This window comes from Natronosporangium hydrolyticum (genome assembly GCF_016925615.1).
GTDB lineage: Bacteria > Actinomycetota > Actinomycetes > Mycobacteriales > Micromonosporaceae > Natronosporangium > Natronosporangium hydrolyticum.
In genome coordinates this window covers 460194-482944 of sequence record NZ_CP070499.1, presented here as the reverse complement: position 1 = coordinate 482944, position 22751 = coordinate 460194, and the positions used below count along the sequence as shown (strand labels likewise).

Sequence of the window (22751 nt, the reverse complement as noted above, 5' to 3'; positions counted from 1 at the left end):
GCTAGAGCTGCTGCCGCTGCTGCTCGGGCTCACCGCCGACGCCGCCGGTCTCGTCCCCGACCAGCCCTGGGGCGCCTGGAGCAGTTGGGCGGCGACCGGGCTCGGCCACGGCAGCCCGGCGCCGAAGGCACTGCTGCTGTTAATGGCCCGCTGGTGCCGCCGGCCGGTCGCGGCACCGAGCCGCGTCCCGCGGCTGACCAGCCGCCTCGAACCCATCCGCCGCCTCGGCCAACAGCCGGGCCGCCTCGTCCGCCTCACCGGTCGCCGCCGCCAGGTGCGCCCGGGCCTCCGACACCATGGCGTGCCAGGCGGTGCCCTCCCACTGCGCCAGCGTCCGCTCGGCGGTGGCGAGGAAGCTCCGCGCCGCGTCCAGCTCTCCCACGTCGGCGCAGGCGACCGCCGCCGGCACCGCGAACATCACGTCGCAGAACACGCACGAGTCCAGCTGCCCGTTCGCCTCAGTCGCCTGCGCCACCACGGTGCGCGCCTCGGCCGGGTCCGCCGCTGCCCGCACCATCGTGCCGTGGATCCGCGGCAACAGGTGCAGCGCCAGCAGCGACCACCGGGCCAACGGCAACGCCCGCCGCAGCAACCGGTTCGCCTCCGCCCGGTCCCCCTGGGCCAGCCGTACCTCCGCCAGTCGTTGCAGCGAATGCGCCTCCCCGGCCGGCGCGGCGATGTCCCGGTGCAGCTCCACCGCCTCGGTCAACTCCCGTTCGGCGAGCGCAAGCTCGCCACCGAGCAGCGCCGCCTCCCCGATCAACGCGGTCGCGAACGCCACCGCCCGCAACGCGCCCGCCCGCTGCGCCGTCGCCCGCAGATCGTTGGCGAACTCGATCACTTCGGTGAAGCTCATCGGCCCGTACAGCATGATCTCGACGACGCACAGTTGCGAGTCGAAGACCGCGGTCGCCAACCCCGGGTCGTCGCGGGTGCGCTGCAGGTCGCGACGCAGCCGGTGCAGGAACTCACCCCGGTGGTGGGCGAGCAGCCCCTGCAGGGTGAGCAGGTCCAGCACCTGCCAGTCATCGCCGCCGCGGGCCACCAACCGGTACGCGTCGTCGGTCGCGCGCCACGCCTGCGCCAACTCGCCCTGGAAGTACGCGAGATTGCCGCGCGCCAGCAGGATAGTGGCGTCGGTGGCGTCGCCGTCGAGGTCGAGCCCGTCGAGCGCCGCCGCCGCGGTGGGCAGATCTCCGGTCAGCACCGCCATCCGGCCCAGCCGGGCCCGGAGCTCTCGCTGGCCGGTCTCGTCGGCCAACTCGACCGCCTCCCGATAGGCCGGCACCGCCGCCGGGTCTCCCTTCGCCGCGAGTAGATCGGCGCGCAGCGCGGCCAGCCGGGGCCGCTCCTCGTCGGTGCCGTGACCGCGCACCGAGTCGACCAGCCGTAGCGCGTCCGGGTAGGCGCCGACCGCCGCGGCGGTCTCGGCCGCCCGCAACGCGTACGGGACCGCCGCAGCCGGCTCCCCGGCGAGCAGCAGATGCTGACCGATCCGGGCGGGGGAGGCGCCGAGTTCGGCGAGCCGCAGTGCGCAGGCCCGATGCCGGGCCCGCTGCCGGTGCGGGGGCACCTCGGCCAACAACGCCTCCCGGATCAGCGGGTGCCGGAACCGGTAGCCGGGCCCGGTGCGCTCGATCACCAGCGCCGCCAACGCCGCGTCGAGATGGTCGAAGGCGGTCTCCTCCGGCACCCCGGCCAGCGCCAGGAACTCGTCGGTGTCGAAGCTGACCCCGACCGCCGCAACCTGCTCCAGCACCGTCCGGATCGCCGGCGATAGCATCCGCAGCGGTGCCTCCCCTGGGGGCTGTCCGGTCGCCGCACCCGGCTCCGGCGCCCCGGCCCGAGCCAACTCCACCACGGTGAACGGGATCCCGCCGGAGATCTGCCAGATATCGTCGAGCATGGACTCAGCCAGCGTCGGGGAACCAGTTGGTGTCGCGGACTCACTCGGCGCCGGCCGGGACCGCTGCGCCAGCTCCACCGCCGCCTCGCGGGTCAGCGGCGACAGCGGCAGATCGACTGCGTAGTGCCGCCGCAGCAGGCTGGCCCGCACCTCCTCGAAAGCGTCGGTGACCGGGGCCCGCCGATGGCCGAGCAGCAACGCCAGCCGCTCTTCGCCGCAGCTTCGCACCAGATAGTGCAGCAGCCGCAGGCTCGCCTCGTCCGCCTCGTGCAGATCGTCGAGGATCAGCAGCGCGCCGCCACCACCCGCCCCCGCCGCCAGCCGGGTCAGCTCGGCGGCGGCCAGGTAGAGCCGCTGATGGCCGCCCTCCCCCGACCAGTCCAGCTCCCGGCCCGCCAACGCCCGGTCGATCTCCTCCCGGTACCGGTCCGCCAACCCGTCCAGCAGCGCCGGGTGCCGCCGGCACAGGTCCGCCAGCGCCTCCAACACCGGCGCGTACGGCCACGCGCCCTCCACTGTGGCGGCGGTGCCGGCGCCGGTGCGCCACTGCCGCCGCGCGGCCACCTCCCGGGCCGCCGCCAGCAGCGCCGACTTGCCCACCCCCGGCGGCCCCGCGACAAACGCCGCCCGTACCCGCCCCTGCGCCGCCTCGTCGATAAGCCGCCCCACCCGGGCCAGCTCGGCCTCCCGGCCGACCAGCGTGGCCGGCGCCGGCACCTGCTCCGGTGGCTCGGGCGACCCGGCCACGAGCTCGTCGCGCAGCGCCAACACCTCCGGCCCCGGCCCGACCCCCAGCTCCCGATGCAGCTCCCGGTCCAGCCGCTCGAACTGCCGCAGCGCCGCCCGCCGGTCCCCCCGCGCCAGCAGCTGCCGCATCAGCGTCAACTGGGCCGCCTCGTCGGTCGGGTCCAGCTCCGCCAACTCCTGCCACCGCCCCGCCAGCCGCAGCAGATCCCGGTAGGCCAACGCCAGCCGGTCCCGTTCCGAGGCCGCCCACGCCTCGTACCGGTCCTCCGGCAGTAGCTCACCCGGGTACGCGGCGAGCGCCGCCTCGGCCTCGGCCGGGTCCCGCCGCCGCAACGCCGCCGCGGCGAGGTCATCGAAGCGCACGGCGTCGACGCTGACCTCGGCCTCCGGAAACAGCAACACCTGTTCCTGCTGCAACACCACGCTCTGCGGCCCCAACACCCGGCGGGCGAAGTGGGCCGCCTTGTGCAGTCGGGGACCGGCGGCGGCCGGCGGCGTCTCCGGCCACAGCGCGTCGAGCACCTGCTCGCGGTGCAGTCGCCGGCGCGGCGCCAACGCCAGCAACTTCACCATCGAAGCAGCGTGCCGGCGGGGCCACTGCTGGGCCGGCACCGGCCGGCCGGCCAGCCGCACCTCGAACCGGCCCAACAGGTCGACCTCGACCCTCACCCCTCAATCATGCGCCAGGGATCGGTCGACCGCCGCCGAAAACTGCCGCGGCCGGCCGGTGCCGCATCGGCACCGGCCGGCCCGTCCCAGCTGCCAGGAGGTCAGCCGGTCATCAGGGAGACTCCCCAGCCGCCCGCGTAGTAGGGCAGCGAATCAGAGATCGGGTAGTACCAGGAGACGTTCGCCATTCCGAACCGCTCCAGGCACTGACCGCCGATCATCTGGGCGCCGCTGGTCACCCCCTCGGCGTAGTTACCGCCGACGGTGTTCCAGTTCGGGCCGCCGGAGTCGCCCGGCTCCACGCAGGCGTTGTGCCGGGTCATCCCGAACACGGCGCCCTCCGCGTAGTTGACGGTCTCGTTCTTGGCGGTGATGACCCCGCAGGTGAGCCCGGTGGTACGCCCGGAGGTGCAGATCGGGGTGCCCACCGCGGCGTCGGTCCAGCCGTTGATGGTGACGGTCCCGGAGTAGGTCCAGACGGTCGGGCCCTGCGTCCAGGCGCCGGCGTTGTCCACCCGCACCAAGGCGTCGTCCTCACCGGGGAACCAGGACTCCACAAACGGTCCGATGTTGACCCCGTTCTGCGAGGTCTGCTGACCGGTGCCGCCACAGTGGCCGGCCGTGAGGAAGTAGCCGGTGCCACCGGCGACCAGGTTGAACCCGACCGAGCAGCCGTTGTACGCGGTGCCGCCGTGCAGCGCGCTCTGCGCGACCTGCGGCGCGTAGCTGCTCTCCGTCACCCGGACCGCGTCGCCGTAGTCGGCGACCAGCCCGCTCACCGCATCGGCCTGCCCGGCGGCGGTGGTGACCACCACCTGGTTGTCGGCGACCTCGATCCGCCACGAGTAGACATCCGCCAGCGCGGCCGGGTCGGCCTCGAGCAGCTCGTCGAGCTCCGCGGTGATCGACTCCAGCCGCTGGAGGCTGTGGCCGACCCGTTCGGTGGTGACCTCCGCCGACGCGAGGGCGGCGGCCGGGCCGGCCTCGGTGACCGCGACGGTGAACGAGCCGGTCTCGTGGTCGAACCAGGAGCCGCCGTACGCCTGGCCCAGCTCTTCGGCGAGCTCCGCGGCCAGCTCGTCGACCCCTTCCAGGTCGGTGAGCAGCTGCTCGACCTCGTCGGCGCTCAGATCAAGGTCCCGCTCCAGCGCGGTCAGGACTGACTGGTCGACCTGGCCGTCGGCGGCCGACTGGTCGCCCGCGAACTGGCCGGTGATGTACTGATCGGTGTGGAGACCACCGGCGAGGTCACCGGTGGGGCGCTCCGCCGGCTGGTGTGCCGCGGCGGGGGTGGCGCCGGCGACGGCGAGCGCCGCCACCGCCAGGGTGGCCACCGCCCCCCGTACCACCATGGGCTTGGGTGTTGCCCGGTTTCGTGTCACTAGTTCTCCTCCTGCACACAGTCGACCCCCCGTGCGCGAACCGCTCGGCGCGTCGCCGATAGACGCTAAAGAATTCATCGATCGAGCGCAGGCAATCTTGGACACCGTTGAACACGGTCGAACACCCCGCCCCGCCCTCGCGGGTTGATCATGGGGTACGGGACCGAAATCGGCCCGGTTCATGTACCTAGGTCCATGATCAACCCGCAAGGGGGGTGGGGTTAGCCGGTCAGCAGGGAGGCGCCGTAGAGCGACTGGTACGCCGCGAGCGAGGTGGTCGTCGGGTACGACCACGAGACCGGCGGGTTGGTGCAGTTGCCACCGATCAGCTGCGCCCCGGTGTTGGTCCCGACCGCGAACCCGTTGGTGGTGAAGGTCGGACCGCCCGAGTCACCCTGGCGGACACACGCCGAGTGCCGGATCAGGTTGTTCACCACGGTGCCGCCGAAGTTCACCGACTCCCCGGTGCCGGTCACGGTGCCGCAGGTCAGGCCGGTGGTCCGCCCTGAGCTGCACACCGCCGTACCCGAGGTCGGGCTTGCGTTACCGACGATGGTGAAGAACCCGGGATAGAGCCACACCCAGGGGCCCTGGATCCAGTACGAGTTGGTCACCCGGATCGCGGCGTAGTCCGCGCCCGGGAAGTTACGGTGCGCGACCGGCCCGATGGTCTGGCCGAAGGCGCTGGCGGTCAGCCCCACCGTGTGGCAGTGCCCGGCCGTGAGCACATAGCCCTGGCTCAGGTTGAACCCGGTGGAGCAACCGCCGGCAGCGGTGTTGTAGGCGAGGCCGCCATCCAGGTAGGGCAGATCCTGGGTGAGCGACGGCGCCGCCTCGGTCGTCTCGACCTGCACCGCGCTGCCGAACTGGCCGGTCACCGCCGCCGTCTCGGCCGCCTGGTCCGCCAGCACGGTCACGACCACCTGGTCGGCGGCGAGATCAACGCTCCACGAGACGATGCCGGCGACCGCCGCCGGGTCGGACTCGGCGAGCGCGTCCAGCTCGTCGGTGATCCCGGTGAGCTCGGCGAGCCGGTCACCCACCACCTCGGCCTCGGCGCCGGCCACCGTTACCGTCTCGGCGGCGGCCGCGTCAGTCACCGCCACCGTCAGGGTGCCGCTCGCCGCGTCGAACCGGGACTCGACATAGGCTTCGCCGAGCTCCTCCTGCAGCTCGGCGTCGGTGGCGACCACCGTGTCCTGAGTCGCCATCAGCCGCTGCGCCTGCGCCTCGGTCAGGTCCAGGTCCCGCTGCAGCGCCGCCAGCAGGGTGGCTTCGCCGACCTCCGCCGACCGGTCCTGATTCGGCGCCACCTGATTGCCGGCCGGTGCCGTACCGCCGGTGACCTGCTGCGCGTTGGCGGCGGCGCCGCTGGTCACCGCGAGCGCAGTCGCGGCGACCGTCACCATCGCTGCCCGGAACAGCGTGGTTGTTGTGGTCCGATGTCTGGCCACAGTTCCTCCCATGTGTACGTCGACCCCCCGTGCGGCGGGCGCTCGCCCGCGTCGCTGTCCGGACGGTAGTAACCAGAGCGGATCGACCACCACGGATTACGGACATGGTTAGACACGGCCGTACGGCCTTGCACGGCGACGGCACCGAGGGTGGGTGCGACCAGGCCAGTTGCGGACCACCGCCAGCGTCGCTACTGTCCGACCCGAACTCAATACGACGAGTGAAGGGCGCCGGTGTGACTGGATCCTCGACCACAGGCTCGGCCCACCGTCCGCACTCCGCCGGACTCCACCCGATCGCCGCCACCGTGCGGACACTGCCCGACCTGGCCCGCCTGCTGCGCGCGCTGCGTCGCCGCGAGGCGCGACGCCGCGGCGGCGCCGAACTCACCTACCGGGAGCTCGGCGAACGGGCCGGCTGGAGCCACACGGTGGTAGCCGACTACCTCACCGGAAAGACTCTCCCCCCGACCGACCGGTTCGACGCGCTGGTGCAGCTGCTCGGCGCCGGGCCAGCCGAGCAGGGCATGCTCGCCACCGCCCGCGACCGAGTTCATGATCACCGGCGGGGCCGGCACCGGCCAGTGCCCCCGCCCTCCCCGGGGTCGCCAGGGTCGCTGGGGTCGCCCCCCTCCCCGGGCTTGCCGGCGCGGCCGGACCCGCCGCGGGCGCCACAGCTGCCACCCGGGCCGGCGAAGCTCCTCGGTCGAGAGCGGGAACTCACCGAAATCGCGCGTCACGCCAGGGTGAACCGCCGCGGCGGTGCGCGCGTCCTGGTGGCGCTCACCGGCCCGCCCGGCGTCGGTAAGAGCGCACTGGCCCAGCACGCCGCCCACCGACTCACCAGCCGCTACCCGGATGGCCAGCTCTACGCCGATCTGGCCGATCGGCACGGGGCGCCGATCCCAGTCGGCACCATCCTCGCCCAGCTCCTCAGCGGCCTGGCCGGCGCCCCGGAACCCGAAAACGCCGATGTGGACTCGCTTGCCGCCCGGTACCGTACCCTGCTCCACCGGCGACGGATGCTGGTGCTACTGGACAACGCCACCGAACCGGGTCAGGTCCGGCCACTGTTGCCGGGCGGCGACTGCCTCGTCCTGGTGACCAGCCGGTGCCGGCTCAACGGACTGGTCGCCCACGACGGCGCCCGCCGGTTGTCGGTCGAGCCGCTGGCTGCCGAACCGGCGCGGGATCTCCTCGGCGGGATCATCGGCGCCGGGCGGGTGGCCGCGGAGCCGGTGGCGGCAGCCGAGCTGACCCACCGCTGCGGTGGCCTGCCGGTCGCGCTGCACGCGGCCGGCGCCCGGCTGGCAGACCAACCGGATCTGCCGATTGTGGACTACCTCGCGGCGCTGGTCGACGCCGAGGACCCGCTGAGTCTGCTCGACGGTCCCGACCCGGACCGTCCCGGGCCACTCCGCCGCGCGCTCGCCAGCGCCTGCCACGGTCTGCCGGCGCACGCGGCGCTAGTGCTGCGGGAGGTGAGCCTCGCCCGAACCGACCTTGCCCAGTCGACGGCCGCACCGGTCACCGGCCTCGACCCGGCGACCACCCGGAGCGCCCTATCCACTCTGGTCGCGCGCAGCCTGCTGCAGCGTACGCCGGACGGCCGGTACCAGATCAACCCGATCATCCGGGCCTACGCCGCGGCGCCGGCCCGCCAGTCCGCTCTGGACTGACGGGCCGGGCGTCGTTGCCGGGTGCGGCCCGGCGCGGCCGGGTGCGGCCCGGTGCCGGTTAGGCCGCCGCCAGGGCGGCGCGGGCGGGCTCCAGCGCCAACTCCAGCACCTGCCGGACGTCGCTCACCAGGTGGATGGTGAGCTCCTCCCGGACCTCCGCCGGCACCTCATCCAGATCCGGCTCGTTACGCTGCGGCAGCAGCACAGTGGTCAGACCTGCCCGATGCGCGGCGAGCACCTTCTGCTTCACCCCACCGATCGGCAGCACCCGACCGGTCAACGACACCTCACCGGTCATGCCGACCTCAGCCCGCGCCGGCCGCCCGGATAGCAGCGACGCCAGCGCGGTGGTCATGGTGACCCCGGCGCTGGGCCCGTCCTTCGGGATCGCCCCGGCCGGCACGTGGATGTGGACCCCCCGCGCGGCCAGGTCACCGACCGGCAGCTCCAGCTCCACGCCGTGCGAACGCAGATAGGACAGCGCGATCCGCGCCGACTCCTTCATCACGTCGCCGAGCTGGCCGGTGAGCGTGATGTCGGTGGGTCCAGTCTCCGGATCGGCCAACGACGCCTCCACGAAGAGCACGTCACCACCGACGCCGGTGACCGCCAGCCCGGTCGCCACCCCGGGCAGCGCGGTGCGCTCCGCAGTCTCCGGAGTGTGCTTCGGCCGACCCAGCAGCGGCCGCAGCGCTTCGGCGCCGACCGAGACCGGCACCGGGATCTCCTCGACCGCCAGCTTCGCCGCGGTCTTACGCAGCACCCGGGCCACCGAACGCTCCAGCTCCCGCACCCCCGCCTCGCGGGTGTACTCGCGGGCCAGCAACCGCAGCGCGGAGTCGTCGACCTGCACCTCGTCGGCGGTCAGCCCGGCGCGCTCCAGCTGCCGCGGCAACAGATGCCGCTGGGCGATAGTGACCTTCTCGTCCTCGGTGTACCCGTCCAGCTGCACCAGCTCCATCCGGTCCAGCAGCGGCGCCGGGATCATCTCCAGCACGTTCGCGGTGGCCAGAAAGACCACATCGGAGAGGTCCAGCTCGACATCGAGATAGTGGTCACGGAAGGTGTGGTTCTGGGCCGGATCCAGCACCTCCAGCAGCGCCGCGGTCGGGTCGCCGCGATAGTCGGCGCCCAGCTTGTCCACCTCGTCGAGCAGGATCACCGGGTTCATCGTGCCGGCGTCACTGACCGCCCGGACGATCCGACCGGGCAACGCCCCGACGTAGGTACGCCGGTGGCCACGGATCTCGGCCTCGTCCCGGACACCGCCGAGCGCCACCCGGGCGAACGAGCGGCCCATCGCCCGGGCCACCGACTCACCCAACGAGGTCTTACCGACCCCCGGCGGGCCGACCAGCGCCAACACGGCACCGCTGCGGCGACCGCCCACGACGCCGAGACCGCGCTCCTCGCGGCGCTTACGCACCGCCAGGTACTCGATGATCCGCTCCTTCACGTCCGCCAGCCCGGCGTGGTCGGCCTCCAGCACCGCCCGCGCCCCCGGGATGTCGTACGCGTCCTCGGAACGTTCCTGCCAGGGTAGGTCGAGCACGGTATCCAGCCAGGTGCGGATCCACCCGACCTCGGGCGACTGGTCCGAGGTCCGCTCCAACTTGTCCACCTCGGACAGAGCCGCCTTGCGGACGTGCTCGGGCAGCTCAGCGGCCTCCACCCGGGCCCGGTAATCCTGCTCCTCGGAGGCGGGATCGCCGGAGAGCTCCGCCAACTCCTTACGGATCGCGGCGAGCTGCTGCCGCAGCAGGAACTCCTTCTGCTGCCGCTCCATGCCCTCCTTGACGTCCTGGTTGATGCTCTCGGCCACCTCCAGCTCGGCCAGGTGCGCCCGGGTCCACTCGACCAGCTTCGTCAGCCGCGCCGGCACTTCCGGCGTCTCCAGCAGCCAGACCTTCTGCTCCCGGGTCAGGTACGACGCGTACCCGGCCAGGTCTGCCAACGCTGCCGCATCCGCCACCTGCCGCAGCGAGTCGATCATCTGCCAGGCGCCGCGCTGCTGCAGCATCGTGGTCAACACGGCGCGGTAGTCGCGGGTCAACTCAGGCAGACTCGGGTCGTCCTCGGCCTGCTCAGCCACTCGGTCGGCCTCGACCCACAGGGCCGCGCCCGGGCCGGTGGTGCCGGCGCCGATCGAGACCCGGGCGGTCGCCCGGATCACCGCGCCCCGCTCGCCACCGGGGAATCGGCCGACCTGCTCGATCACGCCGAGCGCGCCGGACCCGGCGTACTTGCCGTCGACCCGGGGCACGAGCAGGATCTGCGCGGACTGGTCGTCCTCGGCCCGAGCGGCGCGGGCAGCCTCGATCGCGGACCGGGCCTCGGCATCGTCCAGCGGGATGGGAACCACCATGCCGGGCAGCGCCACCAGTTCATCCAGCGGCAGCACCGGCAGGGTCAGGGTGGCTCGCGCTTCAGTCACTGTCAGTCACACCCTCACTCGTCTCGGGGAGGTTGAGCCCACGTGGCTCAACTGACTAGGGTCAACCGTGCGCCCGGCGCAGTTGTTTCCCGATCCGCCGTGGTTTCGCCCTCAGCGATACCGCCCCCGCTTTCTCGGGCCGATCATGAGCGCTCTTCCGGGTCGATCATGAGCGTATTGACCGACACGCTCGGTGTGTCGGTCAACACGCTCATGATCGGCGCAGGGGGTGAGTCGGGGATAATCACCCCGTGCTGCGAATCGAAGTCGAAGACCTCAGCCGCGACGACCTACGTCAGCTGATTAGTGATCACCTCGTCGACATGCACGCGACCTCACCGCTGGAGAGCGTCCATGCGCTCGACTTGACCGGTCTCACTGAGCCGGCCGTGACCATGTGGACCGCCCGGGACGGCGACCTGCTACTCGGCTGCGGCGCACTCAAGGCGCTCAGCCCCACCGCCGGAGAGATCAAGTCGATGCGTACCGCGACCGCAGCGCGGGGGCGCGGCGTCGGCACCGCGCTACTCGACCACCTGATCACCGAAGCCGGCGTACGCGGCTACCAGGCGCTCTACCTGGAGACCGGCAGCCAGGACTTCTTCGCCCCGGCCCGGCGGCTCTACGCCCGCCGCGGCTTCCAGGCGTGCGGGCCATTCGGCGACTACCAGCTCGACCCGAACAGTGTCTTCATGACCCTCCGGCTCGACGACCCCCATCCGCGCCGCTCATGATCGGCCGGGAGGGCGGGAGGGCGGTCAGGTGTCGAGGCCCTGTTCGATCGCGTACCGGGTGAGTTGTACCCGATTGTGCAGTTGTAGCTTGCCCAGCGTGTTCTGGACGTGATTCTGCACCGTCCGGTGCGAGACCCCGAGCCGCTGCGCGACCTGCTTATACGACAGCCCCTTCGCCACCTGCCGGAGCACCTCGGTCTCCCGCTCGGTCAGGCTCGGCGCCGGACCGGCACCCGACGAGTCCGTGGGCGCCGCCGCGAGCCGCCGGTACTCCCCCAGCACCAGCCCGGCCAGGCCCGGCGTGAAGACCGCTTCGCCGGCGGCGGTCCGCTCGACCGCCGCCAGAAAGTCTTCCCGCCCCGCCGACTTGACCAGGTAACCGGTCGCGCCGGCGGTGACCGCCGCCAGCACGTCCGCCTGCTCCTCACTCGCCGACAGGATCAGCACCCGCGCCTGGGGGGCGGTCTCGGCCAGGCCGGCGATCACCTCGGGGCCGGTGAGGTCGGGCAGGTGCAGGTCGAGCACGACCACCTGCGGCCGGACCGCCGCCGCCACCCGGACCGCCTGGGCGCCTTCGCCGAAGGTGGCCACGACCTCGTATCCCGCCTCGGTGAGGTCGCGCGCCACCCCGTCGCGCCACATCGGGTGGTCGTCCACCACCATCACCCGGATCGGCTGCTCCGCTGGGCTCTCCGCGCCTGCCATCTGGTCAGGTTAGCGGCAGCCGCAGCTCTACCTCGGTGCCCTGCCCCGGCTCAGAGGTGATCACTGCGCTGCCGCCGAGTTCCCGGAGCCGCCCTTCGATCGATTGGGCCACGCCGAGCCGGCCTTGCGCAGCCGCCTGCGCCAGCCGCCCGGCCGGGATGCCCGGACCGTCGTCGCGGATGGTGACCGTGACCTGCCGCGGCTCTGCTTCTACCAGCAGCCAGGTGGGGGTGTCCGGGCCGCAGTGGATTCGGACGTTGTCGAGCGCGGCGCCGACCGCGGCGACGAGTTCGGTCGCCGTGGCGGCCGGCAGCGGCACCGGCTCGGCCGGGCCGGAGATGGTGGTGTGCGGCCCGGCGTACCGGGCCCGAAGTTCGGCCTGCAGCTCCATGATCGCCCCTGCCGGGTCGGCCGGCGGCTCCGCCGAACGCCCGGAAGCCGAACGCCCGGAAGCCGGGGCCCCCGGGGGCCGGGGCGGATCGGAGAGCAACGCCCGCAGGGTGGCTTCCTGGGCCCCGGCGAGCGTGCCGAGCTGCGCCGCCTCCCCGCCCAACTCGACGCCTCGACGTTGCACCAGCGCCAAGGTCTGCAACACCGAGTCGTGGATACTGCGGGCGAGCCGTTCCCGCTCCCGGGTCGCCGCCTCCCGTTCGGCCGCCGCCTGCAACTGTTGCTCGGCCCGACCGGCCAGGGTCGCCACGTACCCGGTGATGAAGCCGACGAAGAGCAGCAGCACGGTGGCGTTGATGGTGGTCTGCGGGATGGTGGCGCCGTCGGCGCGGATGGCGATGTCCGCCGCGGCGACGATCACAGCGGCGGCCGCGCCGGTGCGCCAGCCGCCGCGTACCGCCCAGGCCACGACCGGTGCCGCCACCCACACCGCCGGCAGCGTGTCCGCCTGGTCCTGCGGGCCGATCACCCACGGGCTGAGGGTGAGGATCGCCACCGCCACCGCCAGGTCGGCGCCGAGCAGCGGCCATCGGCGCCGCGAAGGGGCGGTGTATAGGAAGGTGACCAGCGCGGTCCAGCCGACCATGACGACCGCCAGCCACCAGGCGGCGGCGGGGCGGGCGTAGTCGCCGGCGTCGCGGGCGATCAGCAGCAGGGCGTACCCGAGGGCGGCGACCCGGAACACCGCCAGCGCCCGCCACAGCAGTGGCACCAGTCCCATGGCGCGATCGTGCCACGCCGAAGCGCGCGGTGCTGAGCAGCATTGGCGGTGGTCGCAGTGGGGGTCGGGCGGACGGTCCGTCGGGCGCCGAAGCCGGCGCCCGACGGACCGTCTCAGGAGGGGTCACAGCTCAGCTGACCGGGGCTGCGGCTGCTGCGCTGAGCTGCCCAGGCCGGGAGCGTGGGAGCGCTCCCAGCCAGTGTCCAGCGTGACAGGGAGTAGCCCAATTGTCAACGGCCGATCCCACGATATCGACGACCAACGTTGACATGATCCACGACAGCGGAGAGGATTCCCGGGGAGCCGCGCGCGAGCCACGACCCACCGCCCTGGCCGGCGGAGGCCGACGGCGGTAATAGGGCAACGGCCCGGCCTCGCGCCGGGCTCAACTACCAACGGCCTCGACGGTCCGGGCGTCCACTCGACAGAGAGGCATGCTCGTGATCAGCAGCCAGCAACCCCACCGGAGTACGAGGTGGCGCCGGGCCCTGGCGACCGGCGTCGCCACCGTGGTCGCTACCGGCGGCGCGGTCGCCACCGGACTCCTCGCGCCCCAACCGGCCGCCGCCCAGGTGGCCGGCTTCGACTTCACCCAACCTGACGTGGTCGCCACCGGGCTGGAGGTGCCATGGGGGACCACCTTCCTGCCGGACGGATCGGCGCTGGTCGCCGAACGCGACGACGCCCAACTCGTCCGGGTCGCCCCTGGACAGCCGGCGCAACCGGTGGCCACCCTGCCCGGCGTCGACACCGCCGGCGAGGGCGGGCTGCTCGGCCTGGCCCGGGCACCCGGCGACGACAACTGGGTGTACGCGTACCACACCACCACGACCGACAACCGGGTCGTACGCTTCCCGGTCGACAATCCGCAGTCGGCGCAGCCGGTGCTCACCGGGATCCCCCGCGGTGCGTTCATCCACCACGGTGGCCGGATCGAGTTCGGCCCGGACGGGATGCTCTACGTGGCCACCGGCGACGCCGGTGACCCTGACCTCTCCCAGGACCTCGACAACCTGGCCGGGGCGATCCTGCGGGTCACCCCCGAGGGAGACGTCCCAGCCGACAATCCGTTCCCCGGCTCGCCGATCTACGCGTACGGGCTGCGGAACGTCCAAGGGATGGCCTGGGACAGCCAAGGTCGACTGTGGGCGAGCGAGTTCGGTGAGGACCTGTGGGACGAGGTAAACCTGATCGAGCCCGGCGGCAACTACGGCTGGCCGATCTGCGAGGGCCCCTGCCAGCCGCCGGACTCGCAGCTGATCGACCCGGCACTGATCTGGGCTCCGGCGGAGGCCTCCCCGAGCGGCGTCGCGGTCGCCGACGACCACCTGTTCGTAGCGTCGCTACGCGGCCGGCAACTGTGGACGGTGCCGCTGGCCGGCAGCGGCCCCGGCGAGCCGACCGCGGTCCTCTCTGGCGAGTACGGCCGGCTGCGGACGGTGACCGTGGGTCCGGACGGTTGGCTGTGGATCGCCACCAGCAACCGGGACGGCCGGGCGACCCCGACCCCCGCCGACGACCAGGTGGTGCGCTTCCCGCCGACCACCCCGCCGACCACCCCGCCCACCACACCACCGACCACACCGCCCACCACACCGCCGACCACGCCGCCGACCGGCGGCTGTATCGCCGAGTACCAGGTGGTCAGCGACTGGCAAGGCGGCTTCCAGGCCGATGTGAGCGTCACCAACAGCGGCGACAGCGCCGGTAGCGGTTGGACAGTCAGCTGGACCTTCCCCGATGGTCAGGTGGTCGACCAACTCTGGGGCGGCATCCACAGTCAGTCCGGCTCGGAGGTGAGCGTGACCAACGAAGCCTGGAACGGATCGCTGAGCCCGGGCGCCGCCACCAGCTTCGGCCTGCTCGGCAACGGCGATGCCGGCGACGCCGCCGGCCTCGCCTGCCAGCTCCACTAGCAGGTAAGACGGCAGTCGTGACCGGCGTCGGGCACGCCGTTGGCTTCCCGAGGGTTGCCTTTGGAAGCGCTCCCATGCAACAATGCCGTAACCCGCCAGGGAGCCAACCCAACCCCAGTCGGGCGCCGAGGGCACCGGTGACACACACCGGACGGCGTTCCGATGCCGGTCACGCTAGGACCGATCCCTCCCAGCCCGGAGCTGCTACGGACTCCGGCAGTTGGCCCCAAGGAGATTGCTCACCATGAAATTCCCCCTGAGTTCTACCGGCCGGCGGCGCGCCGTCGCGCTGACGAGCGCCACTGCGCTCGTCGCCGGTGGCCTGATCGCCGGACCGGCCGCGCCGGCCCAGGCGCAGACAAACTGCACCGTCGACTACAACACCGCATGGGACGGTGGCGGCGGCTTCGGCGCCGACATCACCATCAACAACCTCGGCAGCGCGATCAACGGCTGGAACCTCACCTTCAACTTCCCCGGCGACCAGCAGGTCACCAATGGTTGGACCGCGGTCTGGTCGCAATCCGGGTCGGAGGTCACCGCCAGCAACGAGTCGTGGAACGCCAGCATCCCCGCCGACGGCTCGATCAGCATCGGGTTCAACGGCTCGTACGGTAGCTCCAACGAGGCCCCCACCACGTTCTTCCTGAACGGCGTGGAGTGCACCGGCCAGCCGGGCAACGGTGACGACGACGATGACGATGACGACAACGGCAACGGCGACGACCCGGGCAACGGCGGCCAGGAGCCGGGCGACCCCGGTGACCGGGTCGCCAACCCGTACGTCGGCGCCGATGTCTACGTGAACCCGGACTGGTCCGCGGCCGCCCAGGCCGGTGGCGCCCCGGCGGAGGTCTACAACCACCCGACCGGTGTCTGGCTGGACCGGATCGCGGCGATCGAATCCGGCTCGGCCGGCGAGAACACCACCGGTCTTGAGGACCACCTGGACCAGGCGCTCGACCAGAAGTCCGGCGACACCCCGATGGTCTTCCAGGTTGTGATCTACAACCTGCCCGGCCGTGACTGCGCGGCGCTCGCCTCCAACGGTGAGCTTGGGCCGGAAGAGATCGACCGGTACAAAGAAGAGTACATCGATGTCATCACCGACATCATCGCGCAGGAGCGCTTCCGGGACCTGCGGATCGTCGCGGTGATCGAGATCGACTCGCTGCCGAACCTGGTGACCAACACCGGCGGCGAGCCGGGCGCCACCGAGATGTGCGACACCATGCTCGCCAACGGCAACTACGTCGAAGGGGTCGGGTACGCCACCGGGCAGCTCGGCTCGATCGACAACGTGTACCCGTACATCGACGCCGCGCACCACGGCTGGATCGGCTGGGACAGCAACTTCACCCCCAGCGCCAACATCATCTGTGACTCGCTGAACGCCGGTGGCGCTGAGCCGGGTCACCTGGCGGGCCTGATCACCAACACCGCCAACTACTCCGCGCTGGAGGAGCCGTTCATCGACACCTTCGGCAACGCCCCCGACGGCCAGCTGATCCGGCAGTCGGACTGGGTGGACTGGAACGACTACAACTCGGAGCGGCGCTTCGCCCAGGACTTCCGCCAGGAGCTGGTCAGCGTCTGCGACGGCGTCGACTCGAACATCGGGATGCTGATCGACACCGCCCGCAACGGCTGGGGCGGCCCGGACCGTCCGACCGCGGCCAGCAGCGCCACCGAGCTGAACCAGTTCGTCGAGGAGAGCCGGGTCGACCGGCGCATCCACAAGGGCAACTGGTGCAACCAGGCCGGTGCCGGTCTCGGCGAGCGGCTGACCGTGGAGCCGGTCTCCGGCATCGACGCCTACGTCTGGATCAAGCCTCCGGGTGAGTCCGACGGGTCCTCCGAGTACATCGAGAACGACGAGGGCAAGGGCTTCGACGAAATGTGCGACCCGGCCTACGAAGGCAACGAGCGCAACGGCAACAGCATGTCGGGTGCGATCGGGGACGCGCCGATCTCCGGCCACTGGTTCCAGGCTCAGTTCCAGGAGCTGATGGACAACGCGTACCCGCCGCTGGGCAACTGAGCAGGGTCCGCATGAGCTGAAATCCTGTCGCCAGGAGGGCGCCCCGCCGCAGGCTTGAGCCTGCAGCGGGGCGCCCGCTTGTGTACGCGTCGTACCGTGGGGGCGTGAAGAAGTCGCTCGCGGTGTTGGTGACCGTCGGGGTTGCGGCCACCGCTCTGGTGCTGGCGATGGCGGTGGTCCCCGGATTCGGTCCGCGCACCCTGCTCAACCCGGTGATCGAGGCGTTCGGCGGGGTTACCTGCGACGACCAGCGTTGCCCACCGGACGCGCCCTGGGTGTGGCCGGTCGACGCCCCGGTCACCTCCGAGTTCCGCAGCGAGTCCCGCCCCGACCACCACGGCATCGACATCGCCGCCGACCCCGGCACGCCGATCTTCGCCGCCTCCGCCGGGGTGGTGTCGATCGCGGACTGCCAAGCGAGCCTGCACGGCGAGCCGTACAGCTGCGACCAGGACGGCAGCTGGGAGGTGCGCGGCTGCGGCTGGTATGTGAAGGTACTCCACGCCGACCGGGTCGCGACCCTCTACTGTCACCTCCTGGAGCAGCCCGAGGTCGAGGTGGGGGACGCGGTCGAGACCGGGGACCTGCTGGGCTACGTCGGTTCCTCCGGCAACTCCTCCGGGCCACACCTGCACTTCGAGGTGCAGCAGGGCAGGCTGTTCGTGCCGCCGGTCTCGGCGAACGCGGTCGACCCCGAGCCCTTCCTCGCCGAACGGGTCGACGACGCCCCCGCCCGATAAGTTGGGGCGTCGGCTCAGCCGCGTAACCTCCCCCACTGTCCTCGATGGACTACCGAGTCGAGGCCCCGCCGGCGCTCCGCCACGGCCGAACTCTGCGGCTCCAGGCCGTCCGCCCGGTAGCCGACGCAGAGGGCGCCGATCGGCTCGTACTCGTCAGGAATCGCGAACTCGGCCTTGAAGGCGGCGGTGTGCGCCGGCACCTCGACCGTGGGATCGAAATCCTCGCCCGCCGCCGGCATGATGCCGAAGAAGCAGCCGCCCAGATCCTCATCGACCGCGGTCAGCAGCATCATCAGCGCGGCCATGCCGGTGTCGATATACCAGTACGGCACCGGCCAGCGCGCTTCGGCCCGATCGGTCCAGCCCTTGTCGGCCTCGGCGTACCGGGCAAGGTACGTAGCCTTGTGCGCGAGCGGGACCACGACCAGCGGAGCGTGCTGCATAGTGGGGGTCTGGGCCACCCGAGTGGGGACAAACGGCCAGAACCTGGCCCGGTCGGCCGCATCGGTCAGCGCCAGAAAAGCCCACCCCTGCGAAAACCCGGCTGAGGGTGCGCGCACCGCACTGGCCAGAATCTTCTCGATGAGCTCCGGGCTCAGCGGACGGTCGGCGTAGTGCCGCACCATGCGCCGACGACGAATCACCTCTGCGAACTCCATGTCGCAGATCATGACACTGGGCAACGGCAGCCGCCACCGATAGCGGGTGCTTGATCATCTTGCCGCTCCGCAGTCAGGAGGGTGCTGCAGCTCTGCACACCTGTACGCCGACACTGGCTGGACGAGCGGCAGAGTCTTGATCTTGGAGTGGGCGGTCGGTTGGGGCCCCGATACGCGGCCTACGAGAGCTGCGAGCACAAACGGAGCAGCGTCGGCGGCGCCGCGATGCTCGGCCCGGCCCCTTGCCTGGTCGCCCGAACAACACAAATCGGCCATATGCCCACTCTCGTCCACCGGCGGGTGCCCGCGCCAGCGGGCATGTATTTCTTGGTGGGTTGAATGGTGATCCACTAGGACGACAAAACGGTTCACGCTGACAAACCAGGCGCCACTCAGCCCACCAAGTCGGGGCAGACGAGAGACGAACCCGAGAAACTCCCGGCCGGCGGTGCGAGCAAGTCTTGTGCGGTCGTGATCGTGTGCGCGAGACAACTTGCACCGCGTCGCCGCCAGCGGCAGCGGCAGCGGCACCGTGGGCGGGGAGGCCACGGCGATCCCGCTGCTGGCACTGGCCAGTCGCTAGAGTGATCACGAAAGTGCAGGCCGCGCAGGGCGAGGGCGGGGGTGGCAGGGTGCTGGACCACGAGTTCGGCCTGCTAGCAGCGATCCTGGCGGTCGCCGCCGTCGCCGGCCTGGTGGCGAACCGGCTCAAGCAGCCCTTGATCGTCGCGTTCATCGGTGTCGGCATCCTGGTCGGTCCGGTCGGCACCGGCTGGGTCACCGGGGTGGACCAGATCGAACTGCTCGCCGAGGTCGGGATCGCGATCCTGCTGTTCCTGGTCGGCCTGCGCCTCGACCTGCACCTGATCCGCACCACCGGCCCGGTCGCGCTCGCCACCGGACTCGGCCAGGTGGCGTTCACCTCCGCGGTGGGGTACGGGATCGCCCTGGCACTAGGCATGAGTCACGTCACCGCGCTCTACGTGGCGGTCGCGCTGACCTTCTCGTCCACGATCATCATCGTCAAGCTGCTCTCGGACAAGCGCGAACTCGATCAGCTGCACGGCCGGATCGCGGTCGGGTTCCTGATCGTGCAGGACCTGGTGGTGGTCCTGGTCATGATCGCACTGACCGCCTTCGGGCAGCCAGCGGGGGACCACGTCGGGATCGACATCGCCCTGACGATCGGGAAAGGGCTCGGGCTGCTCGCCGCCTTCGTGATCATGGCGCGGTACGTGCTGCCGCGGCTGCTGCAGCTGGTGGCCCGATCGCAGGAGCTGCTGGTGCTCTTCGCGGTGGCGTGGGCGGTGCTCGCGGCCGCCATAACTCACTGGCTGGGTTTCAGCACCGAGGTGGGAGCCTTCCTGGCCGGGGTCGCGCTCGCCTCCACCCCGTTCCGGGAGGCGGTCGGCGCCCGGTTGGTGAGCCTGCGCGACTTCCTGCTGCTCTTTTTCTTCCTCAGCCTCGGGGCGCAGCTGGAGTTCGTGGACGCCGGCCGGCAACTCGTCGAGGCGGCGGTCTTCTCGATCTTCGTTCTTGTCGGCAACCCGCTGATCGTGCTGGTGATCATGGGGTTGATGGGCTACTCGTCGCGGGTGGCGTTCAAGGCCGGGCTCACCGTCGCCCAGATCAGCGAATTCTCGCTGATCCTGGCCGCATTGGGATTGAGTCTGGGCCACATCGACCAGGCGACGGTCAGCCTGATCACCGTCGTAGGGCTGATCACAATCGGCGGCTCGACCTACCTGATCCTCAACTCCGACGCGATCTACCAGCGGCTGGAGCCGTGGCTGTCCCGGTTCCAACGCCGCAACCTGCGCCCGCACCCCACCCCGCCCGCCGAGCTGCCCGCCGAGGTCATCCTCTATGGCCTGGGACGCTTCGGTCGGCACATCGCCGCCCGGCTTACCGACGCAGGCACGCCGGTGCTCGCCGTCGACTTCGACCCCGACCGGGTCGCCGCCTTCAACCGGCAGGGCATCACCACCGTGTTCGGCAGCGCCGAAGACCTCGACTTCCTGGAGTCGTTGCCGCTGGACCGCTCCCGCTGGGTGATCAGCACCATCCCCACCACCGACAGCAACCTCGCCCTGCTGCATGCGCTGCGGCAACACGAGTACGCCGGCCGGGTGGCGATGGTGGCGCTGACCGACCGGGATGCGGGACGTCTGGAAGGGACCGATGTCGACGTGATCCTGAAGCCCTACGCGCTGACCACCGAGGCGGTCATCGACATGATCGCCGGCGGCCGGGCGCCGGAGTGACCGGCCCGGTCAGCCAGTGACGGCGAGCGCCAGCGGCAACACCGCGGTGGCGCCGGCGGCGCGCAGCTCCCGCGCGACCAGCGCCATGGTCCAGCCCGAGTCGATGTAGTCGTCCACAAGCAACACCGGGCCCGGGTGCTCGGCGAACGCGCCCGCCACCGCCGGCGGCACGATGAACGAGCCGTGCAGTGCTCGTACCCGTTGGGCGCTGTTGGCGCGGCCGCCGCCCGACCCGCCTGGTGGCACGGTGCCGAGCAACGGCAACCGGCCCACCTCCGCGACGTGCCCGGCTACGCTCTGCACCAGCTTGGGCCGCTGCTGCGAACCGAGCGCGACCACCGCCACCGGCCGCTGCGGCCACCGGTCGTCGCCGTGCGCCCATGCTTTCAGAACCTCCACCACCGCCGCCAGCAGCTGCGCGGGGGCGGGCTGGTCCGGGGCACCGTCGGCCAACAGCTCCCGCAGCGGACCGCCCCAGCCGAGGTCGGAGAGCCGGCCCACCACCCGACCGGTCTCGGCCTGCTCCTGCGCTGGGATCTTGCCGCGCAGCGGCACCCCGGCGGCCGGAAGGCCGGTCGGCCACATCTTCCGGGGCGCTACCGCAACCCCGGCCTGCCCCAGGTACGCCTCGGCGGCGGTGAGCGCCGCCGCCGAGACCTCGGCCGGCGGGGCGTCACCGGTGCAGCGGTCGCAGCGACCGCACGCCTCCGCGTACGGGTCGTCCAGGCACCGGCGCAGATACTCCATCCGGCACCCGGCGGTCGCCACGTACTCCCGCATCGCATCCTGCTCGACCCGGCGGGCCCGGCTGAGCTGCTGATACCGCTCGTGGTCGTAGCGCCACTGCGCGCCGGTCGCTTCCCAGCCGCCGCGGACCCGGCGCACTGCACCGTCCACATCGAGCACCTTCAGCATCAGCTCCAGTCGGGCCCGGCGTAGCTCAACCCGCGGCTCCAACGCTGCCGTCGACAGCGGATGGTCTGCTTCGGACAGTGCTGCCAACACGGCGCGTACCTGCTCCTCCGCCGGGAACGCCAGTGAAGCGAAGTATCGCCAGATCGCCGCGTCCTCCGGGCCGGGCAGCAACAGCACCCGCGCCGACTCGACCGCCCGGCCGGCGCGGCCCACCTGCTGGTAGTACGCGATCGGGGACGGTGGCGCGCCAAGATGGATGACGAACCCGAGATCCGGCTTGTCGAAACCCATCCCCAGCGCGGAGGTGGCGACCAGCGCCTTGAGCCGGTTCGCCAGCAGATCCGACTCGGCCGCCCGCCGGTCGGCATCCTCGGTCCGGCCGCTGTACTCGGCGACCTCGTACCCGCGGCCGCGCAGGAAGGCCGCGGTCTCGGCGGCGGCGGCCACGGTCAGGGTGTAAATGATCCCGGAGCCGGGCAGCGCGTCGAGCTGCTCGGCGAGCCAGGCCAACCGGTGCGCCGGGCTGGGCAGCTCGTGAACCGCCAACCGCAGCGACTCCCGATCCAGGGTGCCGCGCAACACCATCGCCTCACCAGCCGGATCGAGCTGCTCGGCGACATCGGTCACCACCCGGGCGTTCGCGGTGGCGGTAGTCGCCAACACCGGCGTACCTGGGGTGAGGCCGGCGAGAAACGACCGCAGCCGGCGATAGTCGGGCCGGAAGTCGTGGCCCCAGTCGGAGACGCAGTGCGCCTCGTCGACCACCAGCAGGCCGGTGGTGGCGGCGAGCTTGGGCAGCACCGACTCCCGGAAGTCAGGGTTGTTCAACCGCTCCGGTGAGATCAGCAGCACGTCGACCGCGCCGGCGTGGACCGCGGCGGCGATCTCGTCCCACTCCTCCGGGTTGGCGGAGTTGATGGTGCGGGCGTGGATACCGGCCCGCTCGGCCGCCGCCACCTGGTTACGCATCAACGCCAGCAGCGGCGAGATGATCACCGTCGGGCCGGCGGGGGACGGGGCGTCAGGGCCTCGCAGCAGCGCCGTGGCGACGAAGTAGACCGCGGACTTGCCCCAACCGGTGCGCTGCACGCACAGCACCCGCCGCTGCTCCACCACCAACGCCTCGATCGCCCGCCACTGGTCGGCGCGCAGCTGCGCCGACTCGCCCGCCAGCTGCCGCAGCACCGCCTCGGCTCGCTGCCGCACGCTCGTTGCCTCCGGACCGTCGCTCACCGGCCCATTTCTACCCGGTCCGGCGGGGTCGAGCCGAGCGGGGCACGCGACTTCAGCGCCGATCATGAGCTTGTTGACCGACACACCGGACGGGTTTGTCAA

General features: G+C 71.7%; 14 protein-coding genes. 6 read left to right on the top strand and 8 right to left on the bottom strand.

The genetic code is table 11. The features are described 5' to 3' along the window. Positions 1–139: 139 nt before the first annotated feature. The 3 genes from JQS43_RS02315 to JQS43_RS02305 all read right to left on the bottom strand — a co-directional run bounded on the left by JQS43_RS02315 (position 140) and on the right by JQS43_RS02305 (position 6158). Entirely contained in the window at positions 140–3322 is a 3183-nt protein-coding gene (locus tag JQS43_RS02315; protein ID WP_239677400.1) for an ATP-binding protein, read from the bottom strand. 101 nt (positions 3323–3423) lie between these two features. Next, entirely contained in the window at positions 3424–4704 is a 1281-nt protein-coding gene (locus tag JQS43_RS02310; RefSeq protein WP_239677399.1) for a S1 family peptidase, read from the bottom strand. Between the two features lie 221 nt (positions 4705–4925). Next, on the bottom strand, positions 4926–6158 hold the full coding sequence (locus tag JQS43_RS02305) for a S1 family peptidase (RefSeq protein WP_239677398.1): 1233 nt from the start codon (positions 6156–6158) through the stop codon (positions 4926–4928). Positions 6159–6394: 236 nt separating this feature from the next. Between JQS43_RS02305 and JQS43_RS02300 the strand changes: the two genes are divergently transcribed. Then, the gene (locus tag JQS43_RS02300) at positions 6395–7837 is read left to right on the top strand and encodes a helix-turn-helix domain-containing protein (protein ID WP_239677397.1); all 1443 of its coding nucleotides are present in this window, start codon (positions 6395–6397) and stop codon (positions 7835–7837) included. 58 nt (positions 7838–7895) lie between these two features. Here the strand turns inward: JQS43_RS02300 and lon are convergent, their stop codons facing one another. Next, complete coding sequence (gene lon, locus JQS43_RS02295) at positions 7896–10271, bottom strand: endopeptidase La (RefSeq protein ID WP_275581000.1); 2376 nt, start codon at positions 10269–10271, stop codon at positions 7896–7898. A 251-nt stretch (positions 10272–10522) separates the two neighbouring features. On the opposite strand from lon, the gene JQS43_RS02290 reads away from it, so the two are divergent. Beyond that, positions 10523–11005, top strand: coding sequence for a GNAT family N-acetyltransferase (locus tag JQS43_RS02290; protein WP_239677396.1), 483 nt, complete (start codon positions 10523–10525; stop codon positions 11003–11005). Between the two features lie 24 nt (positions 11006–11029). Here JQS43_RS02290 and JQS43_RS02285 read toward each other — a convergent pair whose 3' ends face one another. After that, positions 11030–11710 carry a response regulator gene (locus JQS43_RS02285; RefSeq protein ID WP_239677395.1) on the bottom strand — a complete coding sequence of 227 codons (681 nt, stop codon included), beginning with the start codon at positions 11708–11710 and terminating at the stop codon, positions 11030–11032. Positions 11711–11714: 4 nt separating this feature from the next. Further along, positions 11715–12881 (bottom strand): MacS family sensor histidine kinase, encoded by a 1167-nt coding sequence (gene macS / locus JQS43_RS02280; protein ID WP_239677394.1) that lies wholly within the window; start codon positions 12879–12881, stop codon positions 11715–11717. A 434-nt stretch (positions 12882–13315) separates the two neighbouring features. On the opposite strand from macS, the gene JQS43_RS02275 reads away from it, so the two are divergent. From JQS43_RS02275 to JQS43_RS02265, 3 genes are all read left to right on the top strand, one after another. Further along, the gene (locus JQS43_RS02275; RefSeq protein WP_239677393.1) at positions 13316–14797 is read left to right on the top strand and encodes a PQQ-dependent sugar dehydrogenase; all 1482 of its coding nucleotides are present in this window, start codon (positions 13316–13318) and stop codon (positions 14795–14797) included. A 244-nt stretch (positions 14798–15041) separates the two neighbouring features. After that, positions 15042–16838 carry a glycoside hydrolase family 6 protein gene (locus tag JQS43_RS02270; RefSeq protein WP_239677392.1) on the top strand — a complete coding sequence of 599 codons (1797 nt, stop codon included), beginning with the start codon at positions 15042–15044 and terminating at the stop codon, positions 16836–16838. Between the two features lie 104 nt (positions 16839–16942). Next, the gene (locus tag JQS43_RS02265; protein ID WP_239677391.1) at positions 16943–17578 is read left to right on the top strand and encodes a M23 family metallopeptidase; all 636 of its coding nucleotides are present in this window, start codon (positions 16943–16945) and stop codon (positions 17576–17578) included. Positions 17579–17592: 14 nt separating this feature from the next. Here JQS43_RS02265 and JQS43_RS02260 read toward each other — a convergent pair whose 3' ends face one another. Continuing rightward, the gene (locus tag JQS43_RS02260) at positions 17593–18237 is read right to left on the bottom strand and encodes a nitroreductase family protein (RefSeq protein ID WP_239677390.1); all 645 of its coding nucleotides are present in this window, start codon (positions 18235–18237) and stop codon (positions 17593–17595) included. 584 nt (positions 18238–18821) lie between these two features. Between JQS43_RS02260 and JQS43_RS02255 the strand changes: the two genes are divergently transcribed. Next, positions 18822–20501, top strand: coding sequence for a cation:proton antiporter (locus JQS43_RS02255; RefSeq protein ID WP_239677389.1), 1680 nt, complete (start codon positions 18822–18824; stop codon positions 20499–20501). Between the two features lie 9 nt (positions 20502–20510). Here JQS43_RS02255 and JQS43_RS02250 read toward each other — a convergent pair whose 3' ends face one another. Next, positions 20511–22649: a RecQ family ATP-dependent DNA helicase gene (locus JQS43_RS02250; RefSeq protein ID WP_239677388.1), complete on the bottom strand. Its 2139-nt coding sequence runs from the start codon at positions 22647–22649 to the stop codon at positions 20511–20513. Positions 22650–22751 lie beyond the last annotated feature (102 nt).

Excerpts from the sequence above, each read along its gene's own strand:
- JQS43_RS02275 (WP_239677393.1), top strand. The coding sequence starts at position 13,316 with ATGCTCGTGATCAGCAGCCAGCAACCCCACCGGAGTACGAGGTGGCGC.
- JQS43_RS02260 (WP_239677390.1), bottom strand. The coding sequence starts at position 18,237 with ATGGAGTTCGCAGAGGTGATTCGTCGTCGGCGCATGGTGCGGCACTAC.
- JQS43_RS02285 (WP_239677395.1), bottom strand. The coding sequence starts at position 11,710 with ATGGCAGGCGCGGAGAGCCCAGCGGAGCAGCCGATCCGGGTGATGGTG.
- JQS43_RS02270 (WP_239677392.1), top strand. The coding sequence starts at position 15,042 with ATGAAATTCCCCCTGAGTTCTACCGGCCGGCGGCGCGCCGTCGCGCTG.
- macS (WP_239677394.1), bottom strand. The coding sequence starts at position 12,881 with ATGGGACTGGTGCCACTGCTGTGGCGGGCGCTGGCGGTGTTCCGGGTC.